A 3,003-nucleotide genomic window follows, 5' to 3' on the forward strand; every position below is an offset into this window, starting at 1 on the left:
GAATTAATTTTTCGCTAGTCACTTTAATTAATTTACTTTTTCCTCACCATTTTTTACAAAATCAATTTGTTTTTCACTAAACTTTTGATATTTTGATTGCCAATTTGATGGCTGTGCGACTTTAGTCACCTGAACGGCTGTGACTTTAAATTCAGGACAATTTGTTGCCCAATCAGAGTTATCAGTGGTGATAACGTTTGCGCCTGACACAGGGTGATGAAATGTTGTGTATACAACGCCAGGTTGCACTCTGCTTGTTATTTTCACACGAAGAACAGTATCTCCAGATCGACTATTAATTCCAACCCAGTCTCCCTCATTTATTCCCCTTTCCTCTGCGTCATGAGGATGAATTTCAATTAAATCTTCATCATGCCATACAGTATTTTTTGTTCTTCTTGTTTGAGCCCCAACATTATAATGTGCCAATATTCTTCCAGTTGTCATTATTAAAGGAAATTTATTATTCACTTTTTCAGCCGTTGGCACATATTCTGTAATAAAAAATTTGCCCTTCCCTCTTACAAACTCATCTACATGCATCGTAGGTGTTCCTTCTGGATGCTCATCATTGCAAGGCCATTGAATGCTTCCAAGCTTATCTAATTTTTCATAACTAACACCTTTAAAGGTTGGCGTTAACTGCGCTACTTCATCCATAATTTCGCTTGCATGTTTATACTTCATTGGATACCCCAATGCGTTAGATAGCATTTGAGTAATTTCCCAATCTTCATACCCATTTTTTGGAGCCATTACTTTTCTCACCCTTGAGATTCTTCTTTCCGCATTGGTGAAAGTGCCATTTTTTTCTAAGAATGAAGACCCAGGAAAGAAAACATGAGCATACATAGCGGTTTCATTTAAAAATAAATCCTGAACAATTACACATTCCATGGATTCAAGTGCATGAGTCACATGTTGTGTGTCTGGGTCTGACTGAGCTATATCCTCCCCCTCGCAGTAAAGAGATTTAAATTTACCCGATATAGCTTCATCAAGCATATTTGGAATTCTAAGACCGGGCTCATCATCAATTTTTGTATTCCATGCCGATTCAAATAATGCTCGAGTTGCTAAATCTGAAACATGCCTATACCCAGGAAGTTCGTGAGGAAATGATCCCATATCACAAGAACCCTGAACGTTGTTTTGCCCTCTTAATGGATTAATACCAACACCTTCTCTACCCACATTTCCAGTAACCATGGCTAAGTTTGCAATCCCCATGACCATAGTTGAGCCTTGGCTATGCTCAGTTACGCCTAAGCCATAATAAATAGATCCATTTTTTTCATTTGCAAATAGTCTAGCCGCATTTCTAAGTAAGTCTGCAGGAATGCCTGTCTCTGCTTCCGTTGATTCAGGCGAATTCTTAGGGTCTTTAATAAAATTTAACCATATTTTAAATGATTCATCTTCACAACGCTCTTTTACAAAGCCTTGATCACTTAAACCTTCCTCAACAATAACATGTGCAATTGAATTTATTATCGCAACATTGGTACCAGGCTGAAGTTTAAGGTGGTAATCAGCTTTAATATGTGGGGTATTATCAACGAGGTCAATTTCTCTAGGGTCAATAACAATTAATTTTGCCCCCTGCCTTAATCTTTTTTTCATCTGAGATGCGAATACTGGGTGACCATCAGTTGGGTTTGCGCCCACAATCATAATTACATCTGACTCCATTACCGAATCAAAATTTTGTGTCCCAGCAGATTCTCCTATAGTTTGCTTAAGACCATAACCAGTTGGTGAATGACAAACTCTTGCACAAGTATCAATATTATTATTACCAAAACCGGCTCTTACTATTTTTTGCATCACATAAACTTCTTCATTAGTACACCTTGAAGATGAAATAGCACCAACTGAATTGGCACCATATTTTTTTTGAATTCTTTTTATTTCTGAAGCAGCATAACTTATAGCTTCTTCCCATGAAACTTTTTGCCAAGAATCATTAATACTTTTCCTAATCATTGGCGTAGTAATTCTATCTTTATGTGTCGTATATCCCCAAGCAAAACGTCCTTTCACGCAAGAATGTCCATGATTGGCTCCCCCATTTTTATTAGGCGTCATTCTGACAACTTTATCCCCTTGCATTTCAGCATTAAATGAGCAACCCACTCCACAATAAGCACACGTTGTTGTTACTTTTCTTTCAGGGGTGCCATGTTCCTCAATACTTTTTTCGATTAAGGTGGCTGTAGGACAGGCTTGGACACAAGCGCCGCATGAAACACATTCGGAATCAATAAAATCTTTATTTCCAGCAGAGACTTTCGACTCAAACCCTCTTCCGTCTATAGTTAAAGCAAAAGTACCTTGAGTTTCCTCGCAAGCTCTTACGCATCGTGAACAAACAATACATTTAGAAGGATCAAAGGTGAAATATGGATTCGATTCATCTTTTTTTGAATCTAAATGATTTTCACCTTCATAACCATATCGTACATCCCTTAATCCAACAGCTCCCGCCATATCCTGAAGCTCGCAATCACCATTTGTTGCACATGTTAAGCAGTCAAGCGGATGGTCAGAAATATACAATTCCATTACGCCTTTTCTCAAGTTAGCTAATTTAGGAGATTGTGTGGAAACTACCAACCCATCTGAAGCTGGAGTAGTACAAGATGCTGGATAACCTCTCTTACCTTCAATTTCTACCAAACAGAGTCGACATGAGCCAAATGGCTCTAAGCTATCAGTTGCACATAATTTAGGCACGCTAACACCTGCAATTGAGGCTGCGCGCATCAAAGATGTACCTTCAGGGACAGTTACATCAATACCATCTATTTTGAGCGTAACGAGTTTTTCAGAATTTACTGGAGGTGTACCAAAATCTTTTAAATCGTCCATTATGCCTATTAAGTAGTTAGTTCAAGAATTACACAATTTTATGCTTAAGTTTCTTTGGTTTCAAGTCCAAAATCTTTAGGAAAAAAGTTTAAAGCACTAATAACAGGGAATGGGGTCATGCCTCCCATAGCA

At 38.0% G+C, this 3,003-nt stretch carries 1 protein-coding gene; it reads right to left on the reverse strand.

Features of this window, described 5'->3' with window-relative positions:
* Positions 1 to 27: 27 nt before the first annotated feature.
* Complete coding sequence (fdhF, locus tag HN459_07605) at positions 28 to 2,871, reverse strand: formate dehydrogenase subunit alpha (protein MBT3479310.1); 2,844 nt, start codon at positions 2,869 to 2,871, stop codon at positions 28 to 30.
* Between the last annotated feature and the right edge of the window lie 132 nt (positions 2,872 to 3,003).

It is taken from the genome of Candidatus Neomarinimicrobiota bacterium (assembly GCA_018647265.1).
In the GTDB taxonomy this organism is placed as follows: Bacteria; Fidelibacterota; Marinisomatia; order Marinisomatales; family TCS55; genus TCS55.